The sequence below is a fragment of the Bdellovibrio sp. ZFWA1 genome (assembly GCF_056175665.1).
In genome coordinates, this window is record NZ_JBJKJH010000002.1 from 562,955 (window position 1) to 584,048 (window position 21,094).

Annotated in this window: 21 protein-coding genes and 1 tRNA gene; 15 read left to right on the forward strand and 7 right to left on the reverse strand. The window is 43.1% G+C overall.

The features are described from left to right. Window positions 1-67: 67 nt before the first annotated feature. Window positions 68-925, reverse strand: a complete 858-nt coding sequence (locus AC04MN_RS12160) for a 16S rRNA (guanine(527)-N(7))-methyltransferase RsmG (RefSeq protein WP_475383473.1) — start codon at window positions 923-925, stop codon at window positions 68-70. Between the two features lie 90 nt (window positions 926-1,015). Between AC04MN_RS12160 and AC04MN_RS12165 the strand changes: the two genes are divergently transcribed. The 6 genes from AC04MN_RS12165 (at window position 1,016) to AC04MN_RS12190 (ending at window position 8,269) form a co-directional block, all read left to right on the forward strand. Beyond that, window positions 1,016-3,547 carry an NHL repeat-containing protein gene (locus AC04MN_RS12165; RefSeq protein ID WP_475383474.1) on the forward strand — a complete coding sequence of 844 codons (2,532 nt, stop codon included), beginning with the start codon at window positions 1,016-1,018 and terminating at the stop codon, window positions 3,545-3,547. Between the two features lie 160 nt (window positions 3,548-3,707). Further along, the gene (gene pheS, locus AC04MN_RS12170) at window positions 3,708-4,733 is read left to right on the forward strand and encodes a phenylalanine--tRNA ligase subunit alpha (RefSeq protein WP_475383475.1); all 1,026 of its coding nucleotides are present in this window, start codon (window positions 3,708-3,710) and stop codon (window positions 4,731-4,733) included. Next, entirely contained in the window at window positions 4,730-7,159 is a 2,430-nt protein-coding gene (gene pheT / locus AC04MN_RS12175; RefSeq protein WP_475383476.1) for a phenylalanine--tRNA ligase subunit beta, read from the forward strand. The genes pheS and pheT overlap by 4 nt, the downstream gene beginning before the upstream one ends. A gap of 98 nt (window positions 7,160-7,257) precedes the next feature. Further along, a complete protein-coding gene (locus AC04MN_RS12180) occupies window positions 7,258-7,596 on the forward strand; it encodes an integration host factor subunit alpha (RefSeq protein WP_475383810.1) in 339 nt (112 codons plus the stop codon). Further along, a complete protein-coding gene (locus AC04MN_RS12185; RefSeq protein WP_475383811.1) occupies window positions 7,586-8,185 on the forward strand; it encodes a MerR family transcriptional regulator in 600 nt (199 codons plus the stop codon). Before AC04MN_RS12180 ends, AC04MN_RS12185 begins: the two co-directional genes overlap by 11 nt. 7 nt (window positions 8,186-8,192) lie before the next feature. Then, window positions 8,193-8,269 (forward strand) — tRNA-Pro (locus tag AC04MN_RS12190). 52 nt (window positions 8,270-8,321) lie between these two features. On the opposite strand, the gene AC04MN_RS12195 is transcribed toward AC04MN_RS12190, so the two are convergent. Continuing rightward, window positions 8,322-8,765, reverse strand: coding sequence for a hypothetical protein (locus AC04MN_RS12195; protein WP_475383477.1), 444 nt, complete (start codon window positions 8,763-8,765; stop codon window positions 8,322-8,324). A gap of 219 nt (window positions 8,766-8,984) precedes the next feature. On the opposite strand from AC04MN_RS12195, the gene AC04MN_RS12200 reads away from it, so the two are divergent. Continuing rightward, window positions 8,985-9,635, forward strand: a complete 651-nt coding sequence (locus AC04MN_RS12200) for a hypothetical protein (RefSeq protein ID WP_475383478.1) — start codon at window positions 8,985-8,987, stop codon at window positions 9,633-9,635. Between the two features lies 1 nt (window position 9,636). Here AC04MN_RS12200 and AC04MN_RS12205 read toward each other — a convergent pair whose 3' ends face one another. Further along, window positions 9,637-10,242 (reverse strand): hypothetical protein, encoded by a 606-nt coding sequence (locus tag AC04MN_RS12205; protein WP_475383479.1) that lies wholly within the window; start codon window positions 10,240-10,242, stop codon window positions 9,637-9,639. 63 nt (window positions 10,243-10,305) lie between these two features. Here AC04MN_RS12205 and AC04MN_RS12210 point away from each other — a divergent pair, with 63 nt between their 5' ends. Beyond that, entirely contained in the window at window positions 10,306-11,481 is a 1,176-nt protein-coding gene (locus tag AC04MN_RS12210; RefSeq protein WP_475383480.1) for a mechanosensitive ion channel family protein, read from the forward strand. A gap of 40 nt (window positions 11,482-11,521) precedes the next feature. Here the strand turns inward: AC04MN_RS12210 and AC04MN_RS12215 are convergent, their stop codons facing one another. Further along, the gene (locus AC04MN_RS12215; RefSeq protein WP_475383481.1) at window positions 11,522-12,157 is read right to left on the reverse strand and encodes a hypothetical protein; all 636 of its coding nucleotides are present in this window, start codon (window positions 12,155-12,157) and stop codon (window positions 11,522-11,524) included. A gap of 70 nt (window positions 12,158-12,227) precedes the next feature. Continuing rightward, window positions 12,228-13,118 carry a chemotaxis protein CheX gene (locus tag AC04MN_RS12220; RefSeq protein ID WP_475383482.1) on the reverse strand — a complete coding sequence of 297 codons (891 nt, stop codon included), beginning with the start codon at window positions 13,116-13,118 and terminating at the stop codon, window positions 12,228-12,230. Window positions 13,119-13,298: 180 nt separating this feature from the next. Between AC04MN_RS12220 and AC04MN_RS12225 the strand changes: the two genes are divergently transcribed. Beyond that, window positions 13,299-13,751, forward strand: coding sequence for a Fur family transcriptional regulator (locus tag AC04MN_RS12225; protein WP_475383483.1), 453 nt, complete (start codon window positions 13,299-13,301; stop codon window positions 13,749-13,751). Window positions 13,752-13,803: 52 nt separating this feature from the next. Here AC04MN_RS12225 and AC04MN_RS12230 read toward each other — a convergent pair whose 3' ends face one another. After that, a complete protein-coding gene (locus tag AC04MN_RS12230; RefSeq protein ID WP_475383484.1) occupies window positions 13,804-14,511 on the reverse strand; it encodes a DUF4360 domain-containing protein in 708 nt (235 codons plus the stop codon). A gap of 81 nt (window positions 14,512-14,592) precedes the next feature. After that, the gene (locus tag AC04MN_RS12235; protein WP_475383485.1) at window positions 14,593-15,762 is read right to left on the reverse strand and encodes a PAS domain-containing sensor histidine kinase; all 1,170 of its coding nucleotides are present in this window, start codon (window positions 15,760-15,762) and stop codon (window positions 14,593-14,595) included. A 135-nt stretch (window positions 15,763-15,897) separates the two neighbouring features. Here AC04MN_RS12235 and AC04MN_RS12240 point away from each other — a divergent pair, with 135 nt between their 5' ends. The 6 genes from AC04MN_RS12240 to AC04MN_RS12265 all read left to right on the forward strand — a co-directional run bounded on the left by AC04MN_RS12240 (window position 15,898) and on the right by AC04MN_RS12265 (window position 21,084). Beyond that, window positions 15,898-16,887, forward strand: a complete 990-nt coding sequence (locus tag AC04MN_RS12240; RefSeq protein ID WP_475383486.1) for a PstS family phosphate ABC transporter substrate-binding protein — start codon at window positions 15,898-15,900, stop codon at window positions 16,885-16,887. A 78-nt stretch (window positions 16,888-16,965) separates the two neighbouring features. Further along, on the forward strand, window positions 16,966-17,844 hold the full coding sequence (pstC, locus tag AC04MN_RS12245; protein ID WP_475383812.1) for a phosphate ABC transporter permease subunit PstC: 879 nt from the start codon (window positions 16,966-16,968) through the stop codon (window positions 17,842-17,844). After that, the gene (gene pstA, locus AC04MN_RS12250; protein ID WP_475383487.1) at window positions 17,841-18,755 is read left to right on the forward strand and encodes a phosphate ABC transporter permease PstA; all 915 of its coding nucleotides are present in this window, start codon (window positions 17,841-17,843) and stop codon (window positions 18,753-18,755) included. Before pstC ends, pstA begins: the two co-directional genes overlap by 4 nt. A gap of 4 nt (window positions 18,756-18,759) precedes the next feature. Then, window positions 18,760-19,551 (forward strand): phosphate ABC transporter ATP-binding protein PstB, encoded by a 792-nt coding sequence (pstB, locus tag AC04MN_RS12255; RefSeq protein ID WP_475383488.1) that lies wholly within the window; start codon window positions 18,760-18,762, stop codon window positions 19,549-19,551. 85 nt (window positions 19,552-19,636) lie between these two features. Beyond that, window positions 19,637-19,996 (forward strand): hypothetical protein, encoded by a 360-nt coding sequence (locus AC04MN_RS12260; RefSeq protein WP_475383489.1) that lies wholly within the window; start codon window positions 19,637-19,639, stop codon window positions 19,994-19,996. 143 nt (window positions 19,997-20,139) lie between these two features. Continuing rightward, window positions 20,140-21,084 (forward strand): methylenetetrahydrofolate reductase, encoded by a 945-nt coding sequence (locus tag AC04MN_RS12265; protein WP_475383490.1) that lies wholly within the window; start codon window positions 20,140-20,142, stop codon window positions 21,082-21,084. The last annotated feature ends 10 nt before the right edge of the window (window positions 21,085-21,094 follow it).

The following is a 21,094-nucleotide window of genomic DNA, read 5'->3' on the forward strand; positions in this document are numbered from 1 at the left end:
CTATATTTTGCCTCAATTATAGGCAAAACCAAGGAAATGCGCGAGGCGGCAAGATGACCTGGGGCATTTACTTATACTTTTCCGCCCAGCGCTTTCGTTCTGACGAACTGAGTTCATCCAGAAGGAGTTCCTCTTCAGGATCAAAATCGGGCAGGTCTGCATGTTTTATTTTTTCGTAAACAACAAGTCTTCGGTCGTGAGTCGTATGGGGAAGGCTGTAGGCGATGTCCTCGACTAGCTTGTAGTGCTTCATGATCGGCGATTCTTTGGCTAATTTTATTTCAGGATCAACTCCTGGGCCTTTCATGAAATACACGCGTCCTCCCAACTGAAGGGCGCTAATCACATTATTAAGAGTGTTAGGGATGTCTTCTACGGCTCGAGTGATGGCGCCGTTGATTGGATAAAAGCAATGGGGGTTGATATTGCGACCCAGGATATCTAGCTTTTTAAGGCCAATTTCACTACGAACAGTTTTCAAAAATTCAACACGCTTCTGAACGCCTTCACCAAGTAAGATAGGTTCTTCAGGCAGAGCAATTTTCAAAGGGATTCCGGGAAAGCCCGGTCCAGTACCAATATCTAACAGCGGAAACTGAAGCTTTGTGTGTTTCAAAATGATAAGTGAATCAATAAAATGTTTGATAGCGACATCGCGTAGTTTGAGTAAGCGCGTGAAGTTTTGGTGCTCTTGGTTGAGCATTAATAAACGATAAAAATGTGCCAACTGGCGACGCTGATTGTGGGAAACCAGATCGAAGTCATGGTTTCTGAATATATCTTCTAAGCGATCACTGGCCTCTTCAATATCAAAGATGGTCTCGGGCTTTTTGTGCTTCCCTTGAAGGGGAGTATTGATCTTTTCGGCCGAGCCTTTCTGGCGGGCTTTATATGCGCTATAATTCGATTTATTCTTATGTGCCATAGGGGATTGTTTTTACATAAATTCTGCAATTTTGGGAGTTTTAAATATATTTTTACTGAATCTTTTTACAGGTTTACCGAAAAGATAAGTATGGTATGTAAAAAGGTATATTCGGTCTGTTTCGGGTTATTATTTGTCTTTCAGCTTGGCTGTAGCTTAACGGCCAGTCTGGATTCGCTTCGTGAATCCGAAAATTCTTCTGTCGGAGGAACTCCCACTTTTTCCGGTTCTGATTACTTTGCGGGCAAAGGTTTTATAAAAAATAAACTTGGTGATTTTGACTACGGTAGGTTTCACCGGGTGAGAGCCTTGGCCGGGAATCAATTTCTGGCTGGCGGTACTTGTGGAGACTCTTCAGATCCTGAATCCTTTTGCATTGTAAAATTCAATTTAGACGGAAGCTTGGTGACAAGCTTTGGCTTTGATGGTCAAGCCAGCGTTGGTGGCTACTCTGGTGATTACTTTGATTTTGACGTGGATAGTGCGGGACGCATTGTGGTTTTTGGAAGCTCCTTTCAAGATATGCGAGGACGCAGCGGTCATGCATTTCGAATTACGGCAAATGGGGAAATTGATCGTAGCTTTGGGGTTAATGGATTTATTTCGTTTTCATTTGAAGCAGCAAATAACTCTGATGAATTCTTCGCTGGTGTTGTTTCCCCCAGTGGAGACATTTTTGTTGGAGGCTATGGATATCAGGCAAGTACCGGGCGAGGAATCATTGTGAAATACGATTCTTCAGGGCAGTTGGCCTCGAGTTTTGGAGTCGGCGGTGTCTTAGAGTTGGATTTTGCCTCGACGATGGGAGAAGTCAAAGTGATGAAGTTTACCTCAAGCGGTAAGTTGCTTGTAGCTAGTGACAACTATACCTACAGCGCGTCTTTGGCACTTATCGATCCTTTGACAGGAGCTCTTGATACTTCTTTTAGTGGAGATGGAAAGTTAAATTTTAAACCGGGCGCTTCGATAGTTTCTGTCGGAGATGTGTATATTGATTCAGATGGGTCCATTTTTTTGTACGGTTCTGCTGGGGTGGGTCCCATAATCGCAAAATTTTCTAGCGCTGGTGTGTTGGATACGGGCTTTGATTCCGATGGCTATGTTGATCTCTCGTCCGCGGACTTTAATTTGTCGGATAAGCCAAGACTTGCAAAAACTGCGGACTCGAAATTAATGGTTAATGGAATGGATAGTGTGGAAAATGCTAAAGCCGTTCTTTATTCGCTTAATCTTGATGGTAGCGTGAATAGTGTTTTTGGAGCTGGGGGGAAAGTGACTTTTGAAGAGGCCCCTTTAAGTGTAAGTCTGAATGACTGGATTTATTCTGCTGGTTGCAGTTGTTTTGTTGTAGTTGGGACGACTCAAAATGCTTCTTCGAATGATGCTGGATTTGTTCAGAAGTTGTCGCTGGTGGGGGTTGTTGATTCGTCATTTAACGGTGGAACTGGGAAAAAAGTTTTTTCTATGGGGAATGAATATGATTGGTCAAAGGGATTGCTAAAATTAAGTAGTGGTCTTTTGCTTCAGATTGGTCGTGATTCGACTGATCTTATTTTAATTCGCAGGAGCGAGCTTGGTGAGATGGATTCGAGCTTTGGTGTTGGCGGCGTTTTGCGGACCAATGTTAAGGCGGCGGATGATCATCGCTTGGTTGAGCTTCCTGGTTCGGGCGCTTTGTATCTTTTGGCAAAAGATACGAATTCTTTACCTTGTATTTTACGTTTGAACGCGGACGGGACAATCGACTCGACTTTTGGTGTTGGGGGAATGACTGTTGGCTCCAATTTTGGATTTACATCAGCACGTTTTTATGACTTGGCAGTGATGGCCGATGGAAGCGTGTTTGCTGTTGGTGAGGCAACGAATTCGAATCAGCGTTTTTTGGTGGTTAAGTACACTGCAGCGGGGGTTTTGGATTTAAGTTTTAATTCGACGGGGTTTGTGACGCAAGATTTTGGCTCAAGCACGGATATTGCGACATCGGTCCTTATCGACGAAGAGAATGGCAGTCTTTTTGTTGGCGGATATGCGAGGCCATCAACTAACACCCAATTTACGGTTCTTAATTACTCATTCAGCGGTGTTTTAAATAATACTTTCGCAAGCTCTGGTATTTTATCCGTGGGGGTTGGCTCGTCGGGGTCTGGAATCAATCGAATGGTTTTTGATAATTCGGGGCGAGTAGTCGCTGCGGGGTGGGCCTTTGGGGTTTCTCGAGACTTCGCGGTCGTTCGATTTAGTAAGACTGGGGTTTTGGATACAAACTTTTCTGGAGATGGCATGCTGACGGTTGATATCCGGAATGGTTTTGATGATTTAAAGACGGTCTTTGTCGATTCGCAGGATCGAATTCTTTTAGGTGGGAGTAGTGAACATGCAACTGCCAGCGATGTTGAAATGGCAGCGGCTCGAGTTACAGTAACAGGAACTCTGGATTCTAGTTTTGGTACTTCCGGAGTTTGGTTTTCAAATTGGGTTGAAGGTCTTTTTTATGAAACCTATTTAACCGATTTTGCAGAGACTTCCGATGGGCGTTTGCTGTTTGTGGGGTCTTTAGATAACGAAACTGGCTCCGACTTTTTTATTGGTCGGCTGACAAATTCAGGAGCCTTGGGTCTTTAACATGGTATTGGCTTTAAATAGCTTAATAACTAGGCGCATTGAGTGAGCAATTGCTTGTGTGGCTGCGCTTAAAACCTTGAAAGTACTTTAAAAATGAAGAAAAATACCCACTTTAGGGTTCCCTCATACTGAGAGAATCTTTTTTAAGTTAGGGTTGCCAATGGCGAGCGAAAAATTAGTTAAAATTCATGAAGAGGCTTTGCACGCGTTTCGATCCGCAAAGTCGACGAAGGATCTTTATGATCTGAAGGTTCAGTTTCTTGGAAAAAATGGAAGTTTGACCGAGATTATGAAAGAAATGGGGAAACTTCCTCCGGAAGAAAAACCTTTGTTTGGAAAAAAAGTCAATGAAGTCAAACAAGCTCTTGAAACAGCCTACTCAGAGGTTGAGACTTCCCTAAAATCAGCAGAGATCCATCAGCGTCTCGAATCAGAAGCGATTGATTTGACTCTGCCTTCAATGGGAAGACCCCAGGGGACTCAACACCCGGTGCATATGGTGACAGAAGAAATCTTCCATATCATGTCGCGTTTGGGTTATTCGATTCGTACGGGTCCATTGATAGAAAAAGATTATTATAACTTTGAAGCCTTGAACATCCCTGCGGATCACCCGGCTCGGGATATGCAAGACACTTTCTTTATCGATAAGTCTCATGTTTTACGTACGCACACTTCGCCAATTCAGATTCATGCATTGGAAAACGAAAAGCCACCTTTGCGTGTGATTGGAACGGGGCCTGTGTTCCGTTGCGATAGCGATATTTCTCACTTGCCAAACTTCCATCAGATCGAAGCGCTTTGCGTGGATCACAAAATTTCGATGGCAGATTTAAAAGGCACAATCAGCTTTTTCGTGCGTGAGTTTTTTGGACCTGGTTTGAAAACACGTTTCCGTCCCAGCTTCTTTCCGTTCACTGAGCCTTCGGCTGAGGTGGATTGCTCTTGTCCGATCTGTAAAGGCAAAGGTTGTTCTTTGTGTAAGCAGTCAGGTTGGATCGAGATTGGTGGTTGTGGACTTGTGAATCCACGAGTTTTCCAAGCGGCCAAGGTGCCTTATCCAGAATGGCAAGGTTTTGCTTTCGGCTTTGGTATCGAACGCATGGCGATCATCAAGTATGGAATTGAAGATATTCGTTTATTCCCTGAAAATGACACTCGTTTCTTAAGGCAGTTTTTGTCATGAAAATTTCATTAAAATGGCTCAATGATTATGTAGATATTAAAGATTTCTTTTCTAAACCAGAAGAGCTCGGAGAGTTACTCACGCGCGCCGGTCTTGAAGTGGAAGAAATCACCAACCGTGCTAAAGATTTTCAGAATGTGGTGATTGGCCATATCCTTGAAAAAGACAAGCATCCTAACGCCGACAAACTTTCGTTGTGCCGTGTTTCTACAGGCGATGTTGTTCATCAAATCGTGTGTGGTGCGCAAAATCACAAAGCGGGCGATAAAGTGATTGTGGCGCTTCCAGGTGCGGTATTGCCAGGGAACTTTGCGATTAAAAAGTCAGCAGTGCGCGGGGTGGACTCTGCGGGTATGCTTTGTTCATTGAAAGAACTAGGTCTGGCGAAAGAATCTGAAGGCATCGCGATTTTGCCAGCGGATGCTCCGATTGGTAAGCCTTATGCTGAATTTGGTGGTTATGACGATGTCGCTTTTGAATTAAAAGTGACTCCTAACCGAGCGGACTGTCTGAGTCATTTTGGTTTGGCTCGTGAAGTGGCTTGCTTACTTGGGCGTGAACTGAAAGCTCCAAAGTTTGAAGTGGCCGCCACGGGCGATAGCACGAAAAAGGCTGTGAGCCTTGAGGTGAAGGCTTCAGATCTATGTCCTCGCTACACAGGACGCTTTATCAAAGGCGTTAAAGTGGGTGAGTCTCCTGCATGGCTTAAGCAAAAGCTAGATTCTGTGGGATTGAATTCAATCAATAATATCGTCGATATTACAAACTTTGTGATGATGGAGCTTGGTCAGCCTTTGCACGCTTTTGACGCTTCTATGATCAAGGGTTCAAAAATCATCGTTGATAAATCTGTTGCCGGCGAAAAGTTCATCACCTTGGATGGTACTGAAAAAGTACTTAAGGGTGAAGAGCTCACTATTCGTGATGGCGAGCGAGCGGTTTGCTTAGCCGGAGTAGTCGGTGGGCAAAATTCGGGTGTCTCTGACTCGACAAAAGATATTTTCTTAGAGGCTGCGTATTTCGCACCCATGAGCGTGCGTAAAGCGTCTCGTGGTTTAGGTGTTGATACGGATTCTTCTTACCGCTTTTCGCGGGGGGTGGATCCGGATGGAGCCTTGCGAGCGTCAAATCGCGCCGCGAATCTGATTGTTGAAGTCGCTGGCGGGATTATCTTCGGTGATAATCATGATTTCTATCCACAACCTGTGAAGAAGGCTGCGATCAAAATTTCAGTGCAAACGGTTTCCGATCGGTTGGGATATGTCGCGGAAGAAGCGAAGTTCGTGGATTTCATGAAGCGCTTAGGCTGTGTGGTTGAAAAGGTGGGCTCTGAGTATAGTGTCCTTCCTCCGACTTATCGATTTGATATCGAGCAAGATATGGATCTGGTGGAAGAGTATGCGCGTTTGAACGGTTACGAACATATTCCAGATGCTTTGCCGCTGATGAATCAAGAACCTTCTATGCACGACAAAGAGTATATGTTGGATATGAAACTTTCGCGCTTTATTCGCGGCGAAGGCTTCTCTCAAGCTTTCAATTTTGCTTTTGTTGGTAGTGCTAAAGAAGTTCAGTTCCTAGGTGATGTCAAAGCCTTGAATGCGGTGGGGCTGAAAACGTCAGCTGAAAAAATCAAAATCATGAATCCACTCAATGAAGAGATGGACGTGATGAGAAGTTCGGTGAGTTTTGGATTGTTCCGTAACATGGTGAACAACTTCCACTCGGGGAATCACTTTGGAAAACTTTTTGAAACTGGAAAGACTTTTTATCAAGACAATGGTTACCTAGAAAGCCGCCGCTTAGGTTTGATTCAGTGGGGGCGACCGCAAAACCTTTGGAACAAGTCTTTAGATTATCCGGTGGTTTTTGAGATCAAGGCTGCGGTTGAGTTGCTTTTAGCAAAGCTTAACATTGGCTCGTATACGTGGGTGAAAGTCGATAAAGCAGAGGTGCCAGGTTTTATGCATCTGGGGCAATTTGCCGCCTTGCTTGTTGAAGGTAAAAAAGTTGGCTTTATCGGAAGTGCGCATCCTTCTTTGTTAGATGCCGAGAAGATTCGTGTGCCGGTAGCGATGGCTGAGCTTGATTTGGATGCTTTGTACAAGGGGCAGCCACGCTCATACCGCATCCAGAGCATTTCGAAATTCCAAGCCGTCGAGCGAGACTTAGCTTTGAAGATGAAAAAAGAAATCGCTGTCGGGGATGTCGTGAAAGACATTCGTAAAGCGGGAGCGGGACTTTTGACGAACGTGGAAATATTTGACGTCTATGAAGGCGAAAAGATCGATGCGGGCTTTAAGTCTGTTGCCATTCGTTTAGTGCTGCAAGATAAGGCAGCAACTCTTCAAGAAGCACAGATTAACGAGGTGCAGAATAAGGTTCTTGAGTCTTTGAAGAAGAATTTTGATATTTCTATCAGATAAAGACTTGCTAGAGCTTTGTGAATATTGTTACGCTTTTTATGTAAGTATTTGATTTTGGGAGAAAAATCATGGCAGGCCAAAACCTAGGTAAATCAACAGTGACGAAGGCCGATATCGTTGAAAAAGTTTATCAAAAGATAGGCTTTTCAAAGAAAGAAGCTTCAGAGCTTGTAGAGCTTGTTTTCGATACATTGAAGACAGTTTTGCAAAACGGAGAGAAAGTGAAAATCTCTGGCTTCGGAAATTTCGTCGTGCGCGGAAAAAATGAGCGTATTGGTCGTAACCCACAGACGGGCGAGCAGATCAAGATTTCGGCTCGTCGAGTTTTAACATTTCGTCCTTCGCAAGTATTGAAAGCAATGCTGAATGGTGAAGAGTATGCTCACTTAACAGATGACGACGACGATGATGACGAGGACTACGGTGATGATGAATAATTCTGGAGAAACTCAGACATTTGAATTGGATCGTTTGGCAGAACTTCGTGGAGAAGTAAATCCGTCTCAAGCGAATGAGACGGTGGCGGGACGTGAAGAAGTCCAATTGTCTTTTGAGGAGACAGAGTTAAGCTTCACCGAGAATGAAGATAATCCAACGATCCCTTTGACGGCCCGAGAGCCGGTCAGCCTTCCTGCAGCTTTGGTTGATGAAAAGCTGTTAGAGGAAATTCAATCGATCCCTGATAAAATGGGATTTAAGATTGGTGATGTCGCGGATATTTTGGGAATTAAGCAGTATGTTCTTCGTTATTGGGAGACCGAGTTTGATGTTCTAAAGCCGAAAAAGGCTGCGAATAATCAACGGATGTACACTCGCAAAGATGTTGAGAATGCACTTTTGATTCGTAAACTTTTACATCGTGATCGCTTCTCTATCGAGGGCGCACGTAATGCGATGAAAGAGCTTAAGTCCGCTGTTAAAAAAGAAAAAGAAATGACTCAAGTCATGTATAAAATCGGTAACATGAACGAGTCCATCGAGGACTTAGTGAATGATATCCGCCGAGTTCGAATGATGTTCCTGTAGTATAGATCTGCGCGTGGCTCAGCTTGGTAGAGCACTTGCTTGGGGTGCAAGAGGTCGCTGGTTCAAATCCAGTCGCGCAGACCATCTAAACTTCCACAATATTGCATATTACATTTGGGTGAATAAAGGATTTTCTTCACCAGCCATCAAAGCATCTAACTGTGGGGTTGCCAACCCAATATGTCTTTCCAGTGAATCTGTCGCGCTTTAAAAACATTTTTGCAGCATTAATGTTTACTAGGTTTTGATTTTCAAAACGCAGGCTCAGTGTATCTTTTGCATTTCTATCAGTCTCAAATCGTTCGGCGTAATATATGATAGTTTGTGTGCTGAGCTTAGACTCGGTGTAGTCGACGGAACGCTCAAATCTTAGGTTGATTTCGGTGTTAGTTGTATTTTCTTTTATAGAAATTTTTAATTGGGTCGGCTCGTGCATTTCGAAGGCGGGTCGTATGGAGCACCGGCCGGTGTCTTTTAGGCTAGATAATATCTCTTTAAACTCTGGAAGGCTGACGGTATCTTGTGCTTCAGATAAACTTTGATAAATAGTTACGAAAATCATCAAAATAAGTTTTTTCATGGATGTGCCCCCTCGACGTTATTAATGTTATTTTTATTGGGATGAGCGCGTCCATAAAGATTTAGTTTTGACGCTTGTGGCGGCCGATTAAATATACTTAAGATTAGTTGAGGGCATTAAGATTTTTCATCTATTGTTTTTTGTGATGGTGTTTTTTAATGACTTCCCCTAAAACGAAGAGAATTTGGAAAATCGGCGGGTCTTAAATTGTTAACCAAAGTGTTTTATATATTTTTTACATTAAACTTACTTCCAAGCATTGGTTTTGCTGGGATATCCCAGGATATTTTGGATGAGGTCCATCGATCCTATGGAGCGCGTTTTAACTCCCAAGGGATTCATATTGCATCCGATCAGCAAGTCGAGCTATTTTCTGCCTTCCAAGAAGAATGTATTGCAAGATTGAAGAAAATGGGAGCAGTCGGGACTTCGTTTGTAGTCAGTAATGATGCTATAGAGGATGTGGTTGTCAGAGTCTCTGTTGTTCAAGAGCCTGATGGGCAATTCGCGGGTGTTCTAATTGAAAGAAATAAGTACGACCATCCATCAGCCCGCAGTCTGCTGAGGCTTTTTAATTTTCCGATCTTAAAAACAGGTATGGTGGTATTTAGTTACGGATCTCGTCCCATTGCCTTGATAAAGGCTAAGGACAATTTAAGCGCCGATCGTGGCGGAGACTTTCAGATTTCATTTCCTTTGGATTTTAATCAAAACAAGTTCGGTTCTGCTGAACTTAAACTTCTGAAGAATATCCACGGACAATATCAATTTTATAAAACAGATCTGTCCGCGTTTACTAAGCTTCACTTTTCCGTGTGGTATAGCTTGTTAAGCCAAAATTTTGGCGTAAAAGAAGTCTTTTTTAAATAGGCTACTTTTTTAGCTTCTTTTTTTCTGCTTCAATGATGGCCTCAATATCCGCAGAATTCGGTTTGTCTACTTCTTTAAGTATAGTGGAAATCCGTACGATGTTTGAGGACCAATCGGTAAAAATAATCTGATTTGTGTTTTCATTAACATTCATTTCGCCATCTTTAGACGGGAGAATTCTTAAGTTTCTCATCAGCTGTGAAGCTGGCATATTGCGAACAGTGTATATCCAAGTATACATTCGCTCTGGAGCCGGATTTGGAGTCTCCGTTCCTACTTCAATAAGGTCACGTTGCAGTTTTTTAGCATTACGTACAATATAAGTGTCATTTTGTTTAATCATGCCAATTCCGTGAATGGCCAATGCTGATGATAGGTGATTGAATGCTTCGGTGATTTCGACCGGCTCCTGTATGAAAATAGAAACTTTTCCTTTTACTGCAGGGTCGATGATGAATTTTTGTCCTGAAGCTCGAGAATAAACCTCGATCATTTTAGAAACTTCTTCGTTATTAAAATAAATTTTTATTTTATCCGCAGCTATGCTTTGGTTAGCTAAAATTAATAAAATGAAGCTAGATATTATACTTAAGCGAATTGTCGACATTAAACATTCTCCGATATACTATTTAATCGAGTTTTTGGGCTTAGTTCAAGTTTGGGAGATGTCATGATGAGTTATGATTTTGATTTTATTCCGCCTCTGAAAGTTTTGATTGCGCTCTTTACCTTTTTTCTGGCTTGGAAATTTTTAAATTTTCTTTATACGAAGTTTAAATCTATCGGTATTCAATTTTTAGATGGTTCTTTGCCTCAATATTTATCCCAAAAAAAGTGGCGTATTGAGACCCAGATATTCAGAGAAGCCTTTCTTTTTATTTTAGATTCTGCACGTTGGGGTCTTCGCCTATTCTTCTTTTACCTGCTATGTACTGCGATTTTGGTGTCTATTCCGTCAACTGCGGCAAGTGTAGGTTTTTTAGTTGAAAGCTTGGTTTCTCCTTTAGAGTGGCTTGGACATAAATTTGTCGAGATTCTTCCAAACTTGTTTTTTATTTTAGTCATATCGATTCTGGTCGTTTACCTTTTAAAAGTCGTTCGTTTTGTATTCCAGAACTTAAAAGCCGAGAGAATCGTTATTGAAGGCTTCCATGCCGAATGGGCCGAAACGACCTATAAGCTTGTCAGAGGTCTGCTTTTGTTAATTGCGCTTGTGGTGTGCTTTCCCTATATCCCAGGTTCGGAAAGCCCTGCTTTTAAAGCCCTTTCTGTGTTCTTTGGTGTTTTAATTTCCATCGGATCTTCAAGTTCCATTGGTAATATGATGGCAGGACTTTTAATCACCTATATGCGTCCTTTTAAGGCGGGCGATCGAGTAAAGATTGCCGATACTGTTGGTGACATTGTTTCTAAAGATTTACTTGTGACTCGAGTTAGAACTATAAAAAACGTAGAAATAACTATTCCGAATTCGATGATATTGTCTCATCATATTGTGAACTATAGCACCTTGGCGCAAAACGAGGGCGTGTTACTGAATTCGACGATCACTATCGGTTACGACGCCCTATGGAGCGAGGTGGAGTCGGCGTTGATTGAAGCTGCCCGTCGTACTAAACACATCGACCTAGAAAAGCCGCCATTTGTTCTTCAAACGGCGTTAAATGACTTTCATATAAGCTACGAGATCAATGTTTGGACACGAAAACCCGAGAATATGGCAGTCATTTATTCTGATCTGCATAGAAATATTCAAATTGTTTTTGCGGAACGAAAGATAGAAATCATGTCGCCAAACTATCATGCGGTTCGAGATGGGAATAGATCTACAATTCCGTCGCTTTAAGGGGTTGGCTGATATGACTCCCTTTTAGGTTATTCACAAATTATTTGTTTTGTACCAATATAAAGTAGTCACGATCTAGATACTTCCGTAATAGGAAGTATCTTTTATTTTCATCTTTCATTTTTTTTTCAAGTTCATGTACGGATATTATGGGAAGACAGTCGATTGTAAGGCGTTGTTCTTCAACACATTTTTGAGACGGCACTTGGTGTCGGTTGAAATATATCCAGGTCAGACTGCGATAGTCTTTACCAAGGCCTTCGATAATGGCAGCGGCATGAGGCTTTTGTTGTAGGCTATGAGCTTTATTTTTACCAGTTATAATCCAGCACGGGCTTGGGCAGGCCTTGACGGTTTCGCTAGTCAATGAGTCACTGTCGACAAGGCTGGTGATATTACGTTTAAATTGTTTTTCGTAATGGCCTTGAAGTTTTTGAATATTTTCAATCCACTCTTTGTTTTCGGGATCGGCTTCAAGAATCCAGTAGTCGATACTTTGAAAGTCAGGAAACAACCTTAGCGAAATATGTTCCGCAATAATTCCAATGTCATCCTGGATGACTGTGGGTTTAATATAAGGAGCTGATCGTAAGCTCACGCCAGTTTTTACCAGATAGATAACGCAAGCTGAAATTAACACAAATCCCGCTGCTAAAATTGCGATCAGCCATTTCATCAGATAGCTCCTATAGAAGGGCTATCCTAATTCTCTTGCTGCAGTTTTTCTAGCTTTCTTGCAGGCAGTCTTAAGCAGATTTTTTGACTGGATAGGCAAAGACGTCGATCGTGAACTTTCCTTTTGGTGTAGCAAATGGAATTACCATGGCACGGGCGCCTACGGGGTGTTTAAGTTCTGAGTTTGCTTTTAGAACTTTTGGGATTGTCATTTTGACGCCGTATTGAGTTAAGTCAGGTTTGGCATTCCCGTAGATGATGTTATTGATTTCACCGACAGCTTGGCGATCTTCATCGCTGAGATCATCGAGTTCGGCGCCCATCATTCCAGAAAGAATTTGCAGAAAACTGCCTTTGTCGAAACTGATCGCAAAGCGGCCTTGAAATATTTTAGAGTCGATATCAATTACGGACCAAATTTCTCCAGCTAATGGAGAGTTGATCTCTTTGCTATAGGGCTTGTCCATCTTCAGCTCTGAAATGCCTAATTGGGATACGACCTTCGAGGTCGACGAGATGATGGCGTTAATCACTCTGGCGTCTACGGCAAAACCCTGAGCACAGGCAGCGGCGGTACCGACTCCACGTAAACTGTCTTTAAGTTGAGTAATCAGAGTTTCAGAAGTTGTGGGTTTTGGTACCAGTGGATAGGACGGTAAGGGGAGTGGCAGGTCCTTTTGCTCGTTGGCAGAGGCAACGAAGACCGATGCAGAGGCCGTATTTTTGTGGGACTTTAACATTCGCAAAAGGTCCCCTTCCTTCATCCTTGGGGCTTCGGCATCGACGAATATAAAGTCTAACTTTTGCTTATCAACTGTATTTGCCGCTAGGGCCGCATCTTTGCAACAGACAAAATGCAGTTGAATGTCCTCGGATTCTAAAAAAGAAGCCAGCTCGGCCTGCGCTTTTTCCGAGTGTGTGATCCATTCTCCTATTAAAAGGGCGTATTTTCTAAGTGCCATGCAGCAAAAACCATCCTTAACTTTTTGATCGAGGGAATGCTGGGATCCCTCTATTTTTCGGCATTTTTTAGGATAGTCTGCAGTGGGAGGAATTAAATTTTCATAAAAAAAGGGGGGGGTAATACGAAGGTTTATTCAGAGACGCTTTCAAAATGGCTAAAAATAGCTTATAAAGTGGGTATGTCAAAAAGCTGTGTACAGGAAAGAAAAAATCTCACTTTAGATTCGTTGGGTGACCGTCTCAGATTTAAAGGTCTCAAAGTGACTCAACCGCGAATGGCTATTTTGCAGTCTCTTTTGGATTCTTCTAAACCGATGTCTGCGGATGAAATCTTAGCGAAGCAATCTCCTTCCGACGAGATGGATTTAGTGACGATCTATCGCTGTTTAAAGAAATTTGAAGACACCGAAATTGTAACTCGGCTTGAGTTTGGTGATGGTGTGGCTCGATTCGAACTGACATTTGAATCTGGTCATCACCATCATCATGTTATTTGTCGCAAATGTCACAAAGTTGAGGTTCTTCATCTTTGCAATTTGGATGTTCATATTCAGGCCGTAAAAAAGATGGGCTATCAATCGGTCCAGCATCGACTTGATTTTTTTGGAGTATGCCCAGATTGTATTGAATAAAAAAAAGCCCCGATCGGGGCTTTTTTCGTATTTAGGAGTTCATAGGGCAGGATTAGCGTGGACCCGGGCGGATGGGACCTGGTGGGCGAGGGCCTGGGGCACCGTTGCCAGGATTCGGGTTCGAGTTTGGACTGCACTTTCTCCATTTGACTCCAAAGCTCTGGCGAGTTGAAAAGTCTGTTGTATCCAAAGCGATTTGAGCAATTTGATTGTTGGCGATATTTGGATAAAAATTCACAGCTAATTGAGACAGAAGCTCGATGCGCTGAACGTTCGAGTTGCAAGGAGTCCAGACCACGCGTTCAGGACGCTGAGTGGATCTCATAGTGTAAACGTCGTTAAACGGCCCCTGAAGGGTGACTTCTTTGGCAGAAGAAACCTGGCGTAGGCTTGTTGAATAGCTCATTCTGTGAAAACCCCAAGTGCCTTTCGGGAGCGCCGCGAATCCCCGATAGTCGACATAATCAAAAGCGAAACTCCATCCAGAAGGAATCGCAATGTCGACCAGAATTCGACAGTCCTTTTGCAAGGTTCGCATGCCGGGATTTGTAGATCCTGCTCCAATTTCGACTCCGTAGTTATCAAACAATAAGGAAAGGTCCGCAAGATCCGGAGAAATAACGACACTTGTCGCATTGGCATCACATCCCGAGCCCGAGACGCTCACGTTGACGATCCTTGCATCAGCGGGCTTTTCTTGGGCTCCGGAATGAAGGCTTAAAAATAGACTAGCGATAAATAGTAAACTCTTTGGTGTCATTTTTCCCCCTGTAAGACCATTTGTTGGCCCCTCAGGGATTATTGCAAGAGCTCTGCCAATTTTTTTGTATCTATCTTGGGGTCAATTTGGCTTCGGTATTTGACTTTGAAAGGCTTGGTTTTTTGGAAGGCGGATCACAAAACGAGTGTGTGACGAACTTGGATCATAAAACAGTTCGCCGCCATGGCTGCGAATAATTCCTTGTGAAATGCTAAGGCCCAGCCCCGTACCCTTATTGACTTCTTTAGTTGTAAAAAAAGGCATCATTATTTTTTCAGCGATTTCTGCCGGGATGCCAGTTCCAGAATCCGTGACTGAAATTTCCACCCACGCATCTGTCTCGACGCCGTCAATCCGAACCCATTTTTTTTCAAGTTTTAAAATAGCATCGAAAGCATTGTTTAGCAGGTTCAATAGAACTTGCTCAAGCTGAACAATGCGGCATTCAACTTCAATTTCTTCGGGGAGTCCGTCAATTATAATGTCGATACCCTGTCCGTTAAAGCGGGATCGACAGAACTCAAGGGTTTCTTCAACGACCGAGCGGGCGGACAATAAATCCATAGGATCGTTCGAGCCGTCTCGAGCGAAGCTTCTGAGGCTTTTGATAATTCTGGCAATCTTATCTGCTGTCTTTGAAATGCTTTCAGAAATTTGATTTACTTTGTCTTTATCTAATTTATTTATTTCTGAAAGCTGTTGAAGTTGAAAGGCCCGAGCTTGAATAACGGTCAGTGGATTGTTTATTTCATGAGCTATACCTGCGGACATTTCCCCGAGTGCGGCCATTTTTGCTGAAGTGGTCATTTGGCCCTGAGAAAGACTTAAGTCTTCGAGGGCGCCTTCCAGCTTAAGTTGAGTTCTTTTGTACTCGTCAATAACAGTTCCAAAACCTAAAACTCGCGACGGGCACTGCGAGTCTGCTTTAAACACAATGGACTCTTCGCGGATCCACAGCCACTCGCTTTTATGGTTTTTGATTCTGTATTCTTGGGGGGCCTTTTTGAGGCTGCGAATTTTATTAATCTCTTCGTAATCTCGGCGAAGACGCTCAAGATCTTCGGGGTGAATCATTTGTTCAAAAAGTTCTTTTCGGGATAGCGTTGACTTTGAAGGGTCGTAACCCAAAAGTTCGATCATTGTCTGGTTGGTGTAGGTAAATCGTCCCGCTTCAAGGTCGAAGATATAAATAAAGGCTGGCGACTGATTTAAAATTGAAAGGACCTGATCGAAGTTCAAGGAGTGTTCCATGATAAGATTATTTCGAATATATGCTCTAGACGCAAGAAGGGGTCTTTAACGCGGTTCAGGATAACCTTAAAGAAACCCTGACATGACTTCAAAATGAATATTGCTAGACTTAGATCTGTAACAAGGAGTTGTTTCATGAAAGTTCAATGGACTACATTTGCAGGTTTGATGTTGGTATCGTCTTTGGCATTGGCCCAAAAAGCCACGATCAAAATCGATGGTTCTTCGACAGTTTTCCCTATTACAGAAGCGATGGCTGAAGAGTTTCAGGCTGCCAAAAAAGGCGCGATTCAAGTTACGGTGGGAATTTCTGGAACGGGTGGCGGATTTAAAAAGTTTTGCCGTGGTGAAACTGATGTTCAAAATGCGTCCCGTCCGATCACGGCTTCTGAAATGGAAGTTTGTAAAGCTGCTGGAATTAAATTTATCGAAGTTCCGATTGCTTACGATGCTACAGTGGTTGTTGTTAACCCTAAGAATACTTTCCTGAAAGAAATCTCGGTTGAACAATTGAAGACGATCTGGGCACCAGAGGCTCAAGCAAAAGTCATGAAATGGAATGAAGTGAATCCAAAGTGGCCAGCCGAAGCGATCAAACTTTACGGAGCTGGATCTGATTCCGGAACTTTTGATTACTTTACGGAAGCTATTGTTGGTAAAGCGAAGTCATCTCGCGGTGATTATACGGCTTCTGAGGACGACAATACCCTTGTAACGGGCGTAGCGAACGATAAGTTTGCATTAGGCTATATTCCTTTGGCTTACTATGCAGAAAATAAAACTAAACTTAAAGCTCTAGCAATTGTGGCAACTGGGGCTAAAGCGGGTGTTTTGCCAAGCAAAGAAACTGTTGAAAATGGATCTTACCAACCACTTTCAAGACCTATCTTCATTTACCTTAGCGAAAAAGCCATGACTCGCCCAGAAGTGAAAGAGTTTGCTCAATTTTATTTGAAAAATGCAGAGACAATCGTTCCTTCAGTTAAGTATGTTGCTTTGCCTAAAAAGGCCTATGAATTGGGTCAAAATGCTTTGCAGAAAAATAAATTGGGTACGGTTTTTGGTGGACATTCTGAAGTTGGAATGAGAATCGAAGATCTACTTAAGCGCGAAGGAAAAATGTAATTGTCTGGATCTACAAATTTGCGAAATTCGCAAAAAAGATTGCTTGAATTTACATCCGCCAACCACCCGGTTCGGCGGATGCGCCGTTTTAAGGAACGTGTCATCGAAAGCGTGCTTTTTTTAGCAGCGGCGTCTTCTGTTGCTGTAACGGCAGGTATTGTGTTTATTTTGGTAAAGGAGTCCTTGCCATTCTTTCAGCATGTAACGTTGAAAGAGTTCGTCACGGGCACTGAGTGGACTCCTTTGTTTGAAAATGCGAAGTACGGTATTTTGCCCTTAGTAAGCGGAACTTTTTTAACTACATTTGTTGCTTTAAGTTTGGCAATTCCAATGGGTACAATTGCTGCGACCTTTTTATCAGAATACACCAATCCTAAAGTACGTGAAGTATTGAAGCCTGTTTTAGAGCTTCTGGCGGCAGTGCCAACTGTTGTCTATGGATATTTTGCATTGTTGTTCGTAACACCATTTTTGCAGAAGTTGATGCCAGATCTTTCTGGATTTAACGTTTTGTCTGCGGGTTTGGTTATTGGGTTTATGATAGTTCCTTATGTGTCATCACTTAGTGAAGATGCGATGAGGGCGGTCCCAAGCCATCTGCGTGAGGCGTCTTTCGCAATGGGGGCGAGTCGTTTGCAAACAGCCTTTAAGGTCGTTATACCTTCGGCCTTTTCAGGAATCACTTCGGCTTATATTTTAGGAATTTCTCGGGCGCTTGGGGAAACCATGGTGGTTGCTATTGCGGCAGGTATGCAGCCGAATTTAAGTCTGGACCCAACTCAACCCTCTGAGACTATCACGGCTTTTATTGTTCAGGTGAGCTTAGGTGATCTTCCGCATGGATCGATTGGCTATCAATCTATCTATGTGGCGGGACTAACGCTGTTGGTTTTCACGATGGTCTTTAATATTTTGGGTCTTTGGATTCGCCGTCGATTTCAGGAGAAAGAGTCATGAGTTCTTTTGATCTTAAAAAGAACATTCGCCAAAGAAAGTTTAAAGATTTTGCTTTTGCCTTTGTGGGATTGCTTTCATTGCTGTTCGCTTTAACTGTGTTATTGGCTTTAATTTTAGATTTAGCTATGACTGGTGTGCCAAGACTGAGTTACGAATTTTTTACGAATTTTCCAAGTCGTTTTCCAGAGCGAGCAGGGATTTTGTCCGCATGGGTAGGTACGTTTTGCGTGATGCTAGTGACGGCCCTTTGCGCGATTCCATTAGGTGTGGCTGCGGGTGTTTACCTGGAAGAGTATGCTCCAAAGAATTGGCTGACCTTGATTATCGAGTTAAACATCATAAATCTTGCAGGAATCCCTTCGATCACGTTTGGTTTGATGGCATTAGGTCTTTTTGTTTATCGTTTGCAGTTGGGGCAGTCGATCTTGGCGGCGGGTTTAACTTTAGGTTTATTGGTTTTGCCAATTGTTATTGTGACAACCCGAGAAGCGATCCGAACAATTCCTCAACCGATTCGCGAAGCCTCTTACGCTCTTGGGGCTAGTAAATGGCAAACCATCCGCCATCATATTTTGCCTTACAGCTCTGGTGGGATCTTGACTGGTGTCATTATCTCGCTGTCTCGGGCTATCGGTGAAACAGCGCCATTGATTACAATTGGTGCTTTGACTTTTATCGCGTTTCTACCTTCTGCTCCGGTGCAGGGGCATTTTCCTTATCTGTCGTTTCAGTGGTTGAAAGATCCCTTCACGGTGATGCCGATCCAGATGTTTAATTGGGTCTCTCGGCCTCAAGCCGAGTTTCATGTGAATGCGGCAGCCACCGGTGTGGTATTGCTGGGAATGACTCTTTTTATGAATGGTATTGCCATTTATATCCGTTACAAATTCAGAAAAAAAATGAAGTGGTAGTTATATGAATTTAGACAATCAAACTTCTTCGGTGCCTCAGTTGCGGGCCGAAGTTAAAGATCTGCATTTTAGCTATGGTGATAAAAAAGTTATCAAGGGTGTTTCATTGCCCATTTTTGAAAATAGAATCACGGCCTTGATTGGACCGTCTGGTTGTGGGAAAACCACTCTTTTACGATGTTTCAATCGTATGCACGATCTTTATAATACGACGGACTACGAGGGTGAAATTTTATTGCATCCAGGTGGTCGTAATATTCTTTCGAAAGAAATAGACCCCATGGAAGTGCGAATGCGCATCGGGATGGTTTTTCAAAAGCCGAATCCTTTTCCTAAAACTATTTTCGAAAACGTTGCTTATGGTTTGCGGGTCCGCGGTATTAAAAATCGCTCTTTCGTCGAAGAGACGGTCGTAAAGTCGTTGCAGCAGGCGGGGCTGTGGGATGAAGTTAAAGATCGTTTGCATCAATCGGCCACCGCAATGTCCGGTGGTCAGCAGCAGCGTCTTTGTATAGCCCGTGCGCTTGCAACGGAGCCGGAAATTTTACTTTTGGATGAGCCCACCAGTGCCTTAGATCCAATCTCTACGGCTCATATTGAAGAGCTCGTTGGTGAACTAAAAAAAGACGTTACGATCGTAATGGTGACTCACAATCTACATCAAGCTGCTCGAGTCTCAGACTATACTGCATTCATGTATTTAGGGGATTTGATCGAGTTTGGTGCCTCTGAAAAAATCTTTACGACGCCAACGGACTCAAGGACTGAAAACTACATCACGGGACGCTTTGGTTAGGCTAAGACCCAGTCATTGGACTGGGTTCCTGATTCATTTCAGTTCACGACTGTGCGGAAATCTAATTTTTTGGTAGCTTGGCTCTATGGAATATTACTACCGAGAATCACTTTATAATTTAGTAGAGCTTGCGTTACTAGCGCGAGCTTATGAGGAATCACTCGTAGGGGCTTTGCCGAAGGAAGCTTCTTTAAGGGCTGACTTTCACCTAGAGGGGACAGCAGCGTCTCGAAATATTTCATTTCAACAGACTTTACTTAAGATGAAAGCCACTGAAGGTCATGGACGATTGGTTGTTGCTATTCATGGCTCTGATCCAGTGGGTTTTTACTGGACTCCTCAGGGGGCTCAGATGGTGATGTGGGTGCGAGCAGATCATCGTGGGCAAGGGGTTGAAGCTGGCTTATTGAAGTGGGCTCAACAGGATGAAAACGCCTCAGTTTGATGCTTTGAAGAAAAAACTAGATCGTTAACTCTAAGAAATAAAAGGGTCTCTGCTTGGGACCCTTTTTTATTGATGTGGTGTATTTCATCTGAAGGAGCAAATTCTAGTTGCGTGAAGGGCCTAACATCTCTACACAATAGAGAATGACCGTCATCGAACATATCAGAAATGCTAAATCCCCGTTGTTTTCTTTTGAAATTGTACCTCCGCCTCGTGGGCGATGTGCAAAGGATATTATAAATGTGGTTGAGGCTTTGGCGCCGTTGCAGCCGGCCTGGATTGATGTGACGTCTCATTCGTCGGTATCTTCCTTTCTCGAAAAGGACGACGGTTCCATTCAGAAGAGAATTTTAAAAAAGCGACCTGGCACCTTAGGTATCTGTGGGATTATTCAGAATAGATTTAAAATCGACACTGTGGCTCACATTCTTTGCCTCGGTTTCACCCGCGAGGAAACTGAAGATGCATTGATCGAGCTTAGCTTTTTGGGCATTGAAAATGTTTTGGCTCTTCGAGGCGATGCTTTAAATTATAAAAAGCCAGTTCGACCTGATCGCTCGACAAATGATTTTGCAGTGGACTTGGTTCGGCAGATTCATGGCCTCCGCGAAGGGCATTTCCTTGACGAGTTGGACAATGCTTCGGCTTTGAATTTTTGTGTAGGGGTCGCGGGTTATCCTGAAAAACATTTTGAAGCGCCAAGCCTTAAACAGGATATTCAGTTTTTGAAAGAAAAAGTCGAGGCTGGGGCCGAGTATATTGTGACCCAGATGTTTTTTGATAATCAAAAGTATTTTGATTTTGTAGCTCAGTGCAGAGGAGCTGGCATCGAAGTACCAATTATTCCTGGGTTAAAAGTTCTTAGATCGGCGTCGCAGTTAAAGTCCCTACCTAAAAGTTTCTATATCGATCTTCCGGATGTATTAGTAGATGAGGTTCAAAAGAATCCCTCTCACGCTGCCGAGATTGGTCAGCGTTGGGCTGAAAAGCAAGTAGAAGGCTTGGTAGCCGCCGGGGTGCCAAGTGCTCATTTCTATGTTCTTAATGACGTTGAAACGGTCGTTAATATTGTTAAAAAATTTAAGTGATTGAAAGGTT

Excerpts from the sequence above, each read along its gene's own strand:
- AC04MN_RS12160 (WP_475383473.1), bottom strand. The coding sequence starts at position 925 with ATGGCACATAAGAATAAATCGAATTATAGCGCATATAAAGCCCGCCAG.
- AC04MN_RS12165 (WP_475383474.1), top strand. The coding sequence starts at position 1,016 with ATGGTATGTAAAAAGGTATATTCGGTCTGTTTCGGGTTATTATTTGTC.
- pheS (WP_475383475.1), top strand. The coding sequence starts at position 3,708 with ATGGCGAGCGAAAAATTAGTTAAAATTCATGAAGAGGCTTTGCACGCG.
- pheT (WP_475383476.1), top strand. The coding sequence starts at position 4,730 with ATGAAAATTTCATTAAAATGGCTCAATGATTATGTAGATATTAAAGAT.
- AC04MN_RS12185 (WP_475383811.1), top strand. The coding sequence starts at position 7,586 with ATGATGAATAATTCTGGAGAAACTCAGACATTTGAATTGGATCGTTTG.
- AC04MN_RS12195 (WP_475383477.1), bottom strand. The coding sequence starts at position 8,765 with ATGAAAAAACTTATTTTGATGATTTTCGTAACTATTTATCAAAGTTTA.
- AC04MN_RS12205 (WP_475383479.1), bottom strand. The coding sequence starts at position 10,242 with ATGTCGACAATTCGCTTAAGTATAATATCTAGCTTCATTTTATTAATT.
- AC04MN_RS12210 (WP_475383480.1), top strand. The coding sequence starts at position 10,306 with ATGATGAGTTATGATTTTGATTTTATTCCGCCTCTGAAAGTTTTGATT.
- AC04MN_RS12215 (WP_475383481.1), bottom strand. The coding sequence starts at position 12,157 with ATGAAATGGCTGATCGCAATTTTAGCAGCGGGATTTGTGTTAATTTCA.
- AC04MN_RS12220 (WP_475383482.1), bottom strand. The coding sequence starts at position 13,118 with ATGGCACTTAGAAAATACGCCCTTTTAATAGGAGAATGGATCACACAC.
- AC04MN_RS12225 (WP_475383483.1), top strand. The coding sequence starts at position 13,299 with ATGTCAAAAAGCTGTGTACAGGAAAGAAAAAATCTCACTTTAGATTCG.
- AC04MN_RS12230 (WP_475383484.1), bottom strand. The coding sequence starts at position 14,511 with ATGACACCAAAGAGTTTACTATTTATCGCTAGTCTATTTTTAAGCCTT.
- AC04MN_RS12235 (WP_475383485.1), bottom strand. The coding sequence starts at position 15,762 with ATGGAACACTCCTTGAACTTCGATCAGGTCCTTTCAATTTTAAATCAG.
- AC04MN_RS12240 (WP_475383486.1), top strand. The coding sequence starts at position 15,898 with ATGAAAGTTCAATGGACTACATTTGCAGGTTTGATGTTGGTATCGTCT.
- pstC (WP_475383812.1), top strand. The coding sequence starts at position 16,966 with ATGCGCCGTTTTAAGGAACGTGTCATCGAAAGCGTGCTTTTTTTAGCA.
- pstA (WP_475383487.1), top strand. The coding sequence starts at position 17,841 with ATGAGTTCTTTTGATCTTAAAAAGAACATTCGCCAAAGAAAGTTTAAA.
- pstB (WP_475383488.1), top strand. The coding sequence starts at position 18,760 with ATGAATTTAGACAATCAAACTTCTTCGGTGCCTCAGTTGCGGGCCGAA.
- AC04MN_RS12260 (WP_475383489.1), top strand. The coding sequence starts at position 19,637 with ATGGAATATTACTACCGAGAATCACTTTATAATTTAGTAGAGCTTGCG.
- AC04MN_RS12265 (WP_475383490.1), top strand. The coding sequence starts at position 20,140 with ATGACCGTCATCGAACATATCAGAAATGCTAAATCCCCGTTGTTTTCT.